The sequence below is a fragment of the Arthrobacter sp. GCM10027362 genome, from assembly GCF_042679445.1.
Taxonomy (GTDB): Bacteria; Actinomycetota; Actinomycetes; order Actinomycetales; family Micrococcaceae; genus Crystallibacter.
Genome location: NZ_JBHTML010000181.1, coordinates 1 through 7,611, shown reverse-complemented (window position 1 = coordinate 7,611; position 7,611 = coordinate 1). Strand labels below are relative to the sequence as shown.

6 protein-coding genes and 1 pseudogene are annotated in these 7,611 nt (G+C 69.7%); all 7 read left to right on the top strand.

Features of this window, described 5'->3' with window-relative positions:
• Positions 1-1,619 (top strand): glycine cleavage T C-terminal barrel domain-containing protein (locus ACFQ36_RS18685; RefSeq protein WP_377016343.1); only part of this gene is annotated, 1,619 nt, incomplete at its 5' end.
• On the top strand, positions 1,612-2,235 hold the full coding sequence (locus ACFQ36_RS18680) for a sarcosine oxidase subunit gamma (RefSeq protein ID WP_377016341.1): 624 nt from the start codon (positions 1,612-1,614) through the stop codon (positions 2,233-2,235). The genes ACFQ36_RS18685 and ACFQ36_RS18680, both read left to right, overlap by 8 nt.
• Positions 2,235-3,647, top strand: coding sequence for an L-serine ammonia-lyase (locus ACFQ36_RS18675; protein ID WP_377016339.1), 1,413 nt, complete (start codon positions 2,235-2,237; stop codon positions 3,645-3,647). The genes ACFQ36_RS18680 and ACFQ36_RS18675 overlap by 1 nt, the downstream gene beginning before the upstream one ends.
• Positions 3,648-3,660: 13 nt before the next feature.
• Complete coding sequence (purU, locus tag ACFQ36_RS18670) at positions 3,661-4,533, top strand: formyltetrahydrofolate deformylase (protein WP_377016337.1); 873 nt, start codon at positions 3,661-3,663, stop codon at positions 4,531-4,533.
• A 213-nt stretch (positions 4,534-4,746) separates the two neighbouring features.
• The gene (locus ACFQ36_RS18665) at positions 4,747-5,370 is read left to right on the top strand and encodes a TetR/AcrR family transcriptional regulator (protein WP_377016335.1); all 624 of its coding nucleotides are present in this window, start codon (positions 4,747-4,749) and stop codon (positions 5,368-5,370) included.
• Positions 5,367-7,022, top strand: coding sequence for an MDR family MFS transporter (locus ACFQ36_RS18660; RefSeq protein ID WP_377016333.1), 1,656 nt, complete (start codon positions 5,367-5,369; stop codon positions 7,020-7,022). The genes ACFQ36_RS18665 and ACFQ36_RS18660 overlap by 4 nt, the downstream gene beginning before the upstream one ends.
• Before the next feature lie 66 nt (positions 7,023-7,088).
• Positions 7,089-7,611 (top strand): annotated as a pseudogene (locus ACFQ36_RS18655) (Rossmann fold nucleotide-binding protein); the annotation flags it as partial.

Below are 7,611 nucleotides of genomic sequence, written 5' to 3'. Positions count from 1 at the left end.
CCGCGGCCGAGGCCGCCGGCTTCCCGGCCGCCGGACAGGACAGCGGCAGCGCCGCCGAGTTGCCCGGTGATGCCGAGCGCACCGCGGCCGCCGGACAGTTCCGCGAGGTCTGGCTGGTGCCGGGCACGGCAGGAAACGCCGAGCAGGACTTCGGCACCCACTTCGTGGACCTGCACCGCGACCAGACCGTCAAGGACGTGCTGCGCGCCACCGGCGCCGGCATGCGCTCCGTCGAGCACGTCAAGCGCTACACCTCGATCTCCACCGGCGACGAGCAGGGCAAGACCTCGGGCGTGAACGTGATCGGCGTGATCGGGCACGCGCTCAAGAGCGGCGACATCGGCGGCATCGGCACCACCACCTACCGCGCCCCGTACACCCCGGTGGCCTTCGCCGCCCTGGCCGGCCGCCAGCGCGGCGAGCTGTTCGACCCGGCCCGGCTGACCCCGATGCACTCCTGGCACGTGGACCACGGAGCCCTGTTCGAGGACGTCGGACAGTGGAAGCGGCCCTGGTTCTTCCCGAAGCCGGGCGAGGACATGGAAACGGCCGTGCTGCGCGAATGCGCCGCGGTGCGCTCCTCCGTGGGCTTCATGGACGCCACCACCCTGGGCAAGATCGAGGTCCGCGGCAAGGACGCGGCCGAGTTCCTGAACCGGATCTACACCAACGCCTACAAGAAGCTGGCCATCGGCGCCTGCCGCTACGGCGTGATGTGCACCCCCGACGGGATGATCTTCGACGACGGCACCGTGATGCGCCTGGCCGAGGACCGCTTCCTGCTCACCACCACCACCGGCGGAGCAGCGAAGGTGCTGGACTGGTTCGAGGAGTGGCTGCAGACCGAGTGGCCCGAGCTGGACGTGGTCTGCACCTCGGTCACCGAGCAGATCGCCACCGTGGCCGTCGTCGGGCCGAAGTCCCGCGCGGTGCTGGCCAAGCTGGCCCCGCAGCTGGACCTGTCCAACGAGGCCTTCCCGTTCATGGCCTTCCGCGACACCACGCTGGCCTCGGGCATCCCGGCGAAGATCGCCCGGATCTCCTTCTCCGGCGAGCTGGCCTTCGAGATCAACGTGGACGGCTGGTACGGGCTGGCGGTCTGGGAGGCCGTGGCCGAGGCCGGTGCCGAGTTCGGCATCACCGCGTACGGCACCGAGACCATGCACGTGCTGCGTGCCGAGAAGGGCTACATCATCGTCGGCCAGGACACCGACGGCACGGTGACCCCGCAGGACGCGGCGATGGAGTGGATCGTCTCCAAGGCCAAGGACTTCGTGGGCAAGCGCTCCTACTCCCGCCTGGACAACACCCGCGAGGACCGCAAGCAGCTGGTCAGCGTGCTGCCGGTGGACCCCGAGTTCCTGCTGCCCGAAGGCGCCCAGCTGGTGGCGCAGGGCACCCCGGTGACCCCGCAGGAGGGGCCGGTGCCGATGGAGGGGCATGTGACCTCCAGCTACCGCAGCCCCGCCCTCGGCCGGACCTTCGGCCTGGCTTTGATCAAGAACGGCCGCAACCGCATTGGCGAGACCCTGCTGGCTCCGCTGGACGGGCAGCTGGTGGAAGTGACCGTGGCAGAAACCGTACTTTTCGACCCGGAAGGGAGCCGTCGTGATGGCTGAGCAGGTATTGACCAACATTTCCCAACTGCGCCGCAGCCCGCTGGCGCACCTGGAGGACGTGATCCGCGAAGGCGCGGTGGCGGGGGAGCGCGGCGTCACGCTGCGCGAGATCCCGTTCCTGACCATGGTGGGCCTGCGCGCCCAGCCCGGCTCGGCCGCCGCGGCCGCGCTGGAAGCGGCCGCCGGCGTCGCCCTGCCCGCAAAGGTGGGGCAGACCACCGGGGACTCTGATGGAAGCGGGGGCGCCGCCATCCTGTGGCTGGGTCCGGACGAGTACCTGCTGGTCGCCCCCGAGGGCACCGGGGCCGGCGCCTTCATCGAGGCGCTGGGGGACGAGCCGGGCGCCGTCGTGGACCTGTCCGCCAACCGCACCACGCTGGAACTGTCCGGCCCCTCGGCCCGGCTGGTGCTGGAAAAGGGCTGCCACTCGGACCTGCACCCGCGCTCCTTCGGCCCGGGCACCGCGGTCACCACCCAGCTCGGCCCGGTGCCGGTGCTGCTGTGGCAGACGGGCGAGCAGACGTACCGGATCCTGCCGCGGGCGTCCTTCGCGGACTACACCGCGCGCTGGCTGCTGGACGCCATGACCGAATTCGCCGTCCCCGAGGTACCGTAATGGCGCTGAGTGCACTGGATCTGTTTTCCGTTGGCATCGGGCCCTCCTCCTCCCATACGGTGGGCCCGATGCGGGCGGCCCGGCGGTTCACCGCCGGCCTGGCCGCCGACGGGCAGCTCGAGTCCGTGGCGCGCGTGCGGGCCGAACTGTTCGGTTCGCTCGGCGCCACGGGCTGGGGCCACGGCTCGGACAAGGCCGTGGTGCTCGGCCTGGCCGGGGAGGACCCGGAGACGGTGGATACGGACACCGCCGACGCCCAGGTCCGCGAGGCCGTCGCCTCCGGCAAGCTGGTGCTCGCCGGCACCCGGCCGGTGCGCTTCGACTACGACGCCGACGTGATCCTGCACCGGCGCAAGACGCTGCCGGCGCACCCGAACGGCATGACCTTCTTCGCCTACGACGACGCCGGGAACCTGGTGCGCGAGCGCACCTACTATTCGGTGGGCGGCGGCTTCGTGGTGGACGAGGACGCCGCCGGGGCGGACCGGATCGTCCCGGACGCCACCGACCTGCCCTACCCGTTCACCACCGGCGCGCAGCTGCTGGCGCACTGCCGCACCGAGGGCAAGTCGATCGCGCAGATCATGCTCGCCAACGAGCTGTCCTGGCGGTCCGAAGCCGAGCTTCGGGAACGGCTGCTGCACATCTGGGCCGTGATGCAGGAATGCGTGGAGAACGGCTGCACCCGCACCGAGGAGGTGCTGCCCGGGGGCATGAAGGTCCGCCGCCGGGCGCCCGAGCTGCGCCGGAAGCTGCGGGCGGCCGAGGCCGAGGCCCAGCGCATTGCCGCAGGCGGCGGGCAGCCGGTGGCGGACCCGCTCTGGGCCATGGAATGGGTCAACCTCTATGCCCTGGCGGTCAACGAGGAGAACGCCTCGGGCGGGCGGATCGTCACCGCGCCGACCAACGGGGCCGCCGGCATCATCCCCGCCGTGCTGCACTTCTACACCCGGTTCGTACCCGGAGCCAACGAGGACGGGGTGGTGGACTTCCTGCTCACCGCCGCCGCGATCGGGATCCTGTTCAAGGAAAACGCCTCGATCTCCGGCGCCGAGGTCGGCTGCCAGGGCGAGGTCGGCTCGGCCTGCTCGATGGCCGCCGGCGCGCTCTGCGCGGTGCTCGGCGGGACTCCGGAACAGGTGGAGAACGCCGCCGAGGTGGGCATCGAGCACAACCTCGGGCTGACCTGCGACCCGGTGGGCGGGCTGGTGCAGATTCCCTGCATCGAGCGGAACGCGATCGCCAGCGTCAAGGCGATCAACGCCGCGCGGCTGTGCCTGCAGGGCGACGGGTCGCACAAGGTTACGCTGGATATGGCCATTAAGACCATGCGCGAGACCGGCAAGGACATGAAGGTCAAGTACAAGGAAACCTCCCGCGGAGGTCTGGCCGTGAACGTCATCGAATGCTGAGGAGTTGAGGCATATGCCGGAAAACAAGGGCGCAGCGGGCACCGAGCAGGTGCTCACCCTGGACTGCCCGGAGCGGCCCGGGATCGTCCATGCCGTCTCGGGCTTTTTGCTCGAGCACGGCGGCGACATCCTGGACATCAAGCAGTTCGGGGACCGGCGCCACGGGCACTTCTTCATGCGCGTGCACTTCGTGGTCCCGGCCGAAGCCTCCGTGGCCAAGCTGCGCCAGTCCTTCGAGCCGCTGGCGCTGGATCACGGGATGAACTGGAAGCTGGACGAGCACGGGGCCAAGCGCCGGGTGCTGGTGATGGTCTCCAAGTTCGGCCACTGCCTCAACGACCTGCTCTTCCGGGCCCGCACCGGGGAACTGCCGGTGGAGATCGTGGCGGTGGTCTCCAACCACCTGGACCACCAGCGGCTGGTCGAATGGCACGGCATCCCGTTCTTCCACATCCCGGTCAACCCGGACACCAAGCCGCAAGCCGAGGCGAAGCTGCTGGACCTGGTGGACCGCTTCGAGGTGGAACTGGTGGTGCTGGCCCGGTACATGCAGGTGCTCTCCGACTCGCTGGCGACCCGGATGGAGGGGCGGGTAATCAACATCCACCACTCCTTCCTGCCCAGCTTCAAGGGGGCCAAGCCCTACCACCAGGCCTACGAGAAGGGCGTGAAGACCGTGGGCGCCACCGCGCACTACGTCAATGCCGAGCTGGACGAGGGGCCGATCATCGCCCAGCAGGTGATGGAGGTGGACCACACCTACGGTCCGGAGGACCTGGTCGCGGCCGGCCGGGACACCGAGTGCAAGGCGCTCTCCAACGCGGTGAAGTGGCACTGCGAGGGCCGGGTGATCCTGCACGGCAGCCGGACGGTGGTCCTGCGCTGACCTGAGGCGGCAATACCGCCGCATCCCGCGTACGACGGCGGCCGGTTCCCCTCCATGGAGGGGAACCGGCCGCCGTCGTTTCCGTTCCCCGCACTGCGGCGGGTCGCGGAACCGAGTGCGCTGCCTGCGGCGCATTCGGGCGCAGGCAAACACGAATTGCAAAGGTGAAATTTTGCAGTTGTGTAAATTTCGGCCGCCTGCCATTATTGTTTGGTGAGTCAACCAACTTCCCTCCGGGACCGCAAGCGCGCCGAAACCTGGAACACCCTGCACCAGGCGGCCGCGCAGGCGGCCCTCACCCAGGGCCTGGAACAGGTGACGGTGGAGGCAGTGGCCACCGCCGCCGGCGTCTCCTGCCGCACGTTCTTCAACTACTTCGCCACCAAGGAAGACGCGGTCCTGGGCCTGCAGGAGCCAACCGTGGACGAGGAGGTGCTGGCCGCCTACGACGTCGACGGGGACCTGCTGGAGGAAACCAGCCGGCTCATGCTCAGCGTGATGCGGTCCATTCAGGGCGGGGACAAGGAGGCGGGCCACCGCCGGGAACTGTTCGCCAGGTACCCGCACCTGCTGCACCGGCGCTTCCAGTACGTGACCAAGGTGGAGCAGCTGTTGATCGGCCTGGTGACGGAGCGGCTGGCAGCATCCCGGCGCTGGCAGCAGCACCCGCACGAGTTCGAGGTGGAGGAAACGGCGCGGATGCTCGTCATGATCGTTGGATCCGGGATGCGCTACGTCATGCAGAAGACAACGGCACACCCCACCCGTGAATCCCAGTTCGCCGCCCTGGACGACGGGCTGCGGCTGATGCGCACCGTCCTGAAGGAGCTTCAATGACGCAATCTTCCCCTGGATCTGTCGGTCTTGCCGACGGCGCTGCCGGTGGCCCTTGGGACGGTGCGGCACGCCGCCGGCCCAACCTGGCGCTGGTCTTTGTGGCCCTGGTCCTGGCGATGCTGCTCGCGGCCCTGAACCAGACCATCCTCGCCACCGCCCTGCCCACCATCGTTGGGGAGCTCAACGGGGCGCACCTGATGCTGTGGGTGGTGACGGCCTACATTTTGGCCTCCACCGTGATGATGCCCATCTACGGCAAGCTCGGCGACCTGATCGGGCGTAAGTACCTGCTGGTGGCGGCCATTCTGGTCTTCCTCGCCGGCTCGGTGGTCGGGGCGCTCGCCCCGGACATGGCCTGGCTGATCATTGCCCGTGTGCTCCAGGGCATTGGCGGCGGCGGCCTGATGATCCTCTCCCAGGCAGTCATCGCGGACGTGGTACCGGCCCGCGAGCGCGGCAAGTATATGGGCGCCATGGGGGGCGTCTTCGCGTTCTCCTCGGTCGTGGGGCCGCTGATCGGCGGCTGGCTCACCGAAGGCCCGGGCTGGCGCTGGACCTTCTGGCTCAACCTGCCGGTGGGCGTGGCGGCCCTGCTGGGGTCCCTGTTCTTCCTCAAGCGGCGCGCCGTCACCGCTCGCCCGAAGCTGGACCTGTGGGGCATGCTCCTGCTGGCGGCAGCCAGCACCTGCCTGGTGCTGGCCTCCAGCTGGGGCGGCAGCAGCTACGCGTGGAGCCATCCGGTCATCCTGGCCCTGCTGGCCGGAACCGTGGCCGCGTCCGCGGCTTTTGTCCTGGTGGAGCGGCGCACCGCCGAGCCGATTATCCCGCTGCAGCTGCTGCGGGACCGGAACTTCATCCTGGCCACCCTCGCCGGCCTGCTGATCTCGGTGGCCATGTTCGGCGCCCTGGGCTACATGCCCACCTACCTGCAGATGGCCCACGGCGCCAGCGCCACCGAGGCCGGATTGCTGATGATCCCGATGATGGGGGCGATGCTGGCCTCCTCCATGGTCGCCGGGGCACTGGTCTCGCGGACCGGGCGGTATAAGTGGCTGCCGGTGGCCGGGTCGGTCGTTACGGCGGGCGCCCTGGCGCTGCTGGGCCTGGTCCGCGTGGACACCGGGCTGTCGCTGGTGTGCCTGGACCTCGGCCTGCTCGGGCTGGGCCTGGGGCTGAACATCCAGATCCTGGTGCTGATTGTGCAGAATTCCTTCCCACTGCGCCAGGTCGGCACCGCCACTGCCGCCCACAACTTCTTCCGGCAGATCGGTGCGACGCTGGGCTCGGCGCTGGTGGGCAGCCTCTTCGCCCACCGCGCCACGGAACTGCTGGGTGAACGCCTGCCGGCCTCCGCGGCCGCCTCCACCGGCGGCGGCCATTCGCTCACCCCGGCCCTGCTGCACAGGCTGCCGGAGCCGGTGCAGGCGGTGATTGTCCAGTCCTATAACGAGGCGCTGATGCCGCTGTTCCTGCTGATGATCCCGCTGGCCGTGACGGCCGTGGTGGTGTGCCTGTTCGTGGTGGAAAAGCCGCTGGCCACCACGCTGGAACCGGACATCCTGCCGGAGGCAATCTCGGAGGGCAATGTGCTGATCACCGCCGAAACCGACGGGAACCAGCCGGCCGACACCGAACTGCGCGGCAGCCGCTGACCGCCGTCCGCACCTGAATCCGGAGCACCGCGCCTACGCTTAGGTATGAATGCATTGCCGTCCCTGATGAAGCAGCCCCGTGTCCTCGAGATCGAGAGTACGGAGGACTTCGAGGCGATGCTGGCGCGCGGCGCGAGGTCCATGGACGGCTGGCACTTCCAGTCCGTGGACCTGGCCGGCCGGACCGCCCAGCTGAAGTCCCTCAGCCCGGCCGGCGCCGTCTTCCTGGGCTGCCGCTTCGACCCGGGGGTGGAGGACTGGCTGCGCGGGCGCGGCGCGCTGGTCTTTCCACCGCTGCCCGGAATTCCGTTCGACGCCTACCGCAGCCGCCTGTACAGCGCGGCCGAGCTCTACCAGGGGCTGGGCGGGGGCGAATACGAGGCGACCCCGGATGCCAGGATCTTCGCCTGGGCCTCCGCGACCAAGGCCCGCACGGACCTGGACGCCACGCTGGCGGCGGCCCTGCACGATCACGCCATCGGGGACGCCCTGGACGAGTTCTGCGCCGGCCGGAAGCTGGTGGGGGTGATGGGCGGCCACGCCGCCGTGCGGGGCGGGCCGGTCTACGCGGCGGCCGCCCGCCTGGGCC

What these genes read in the sequence shown, in the direction of transcription:
- ACFQ36_RS18660 (WP_377016333.1), top strand. Translation starts at nt 5,367, where the DNA reads ATGACGCAATCTTCCCCTGGATCTGTCGGTCTTGCCGACGGCGCTGCC.
- ACFQ36_RS18680 (WP_377016341.1), top strand. Translation starts at nt 1,612, where the DNA reads ATGGCTGAGCAGGTATTGACCAACATTTCCCAACTGCGCCGCAGCCCG.
- purU (WP_377016337.1), top strand. Translation starts at nt 3,661, where the DNA reads ATGCCGGAAAACAAGGGCGCAGCGGGCACCGAGCAGGTGCTCACCCTG.
- ACFQ36_RS18675 (WP_377016339.1), top strand. Translation starts at nt 2,235, where the DNA reads ATGGCGCTGAGTGCACTGGATCTGTTTTCCGTTGGCATCGGGCCCTCC.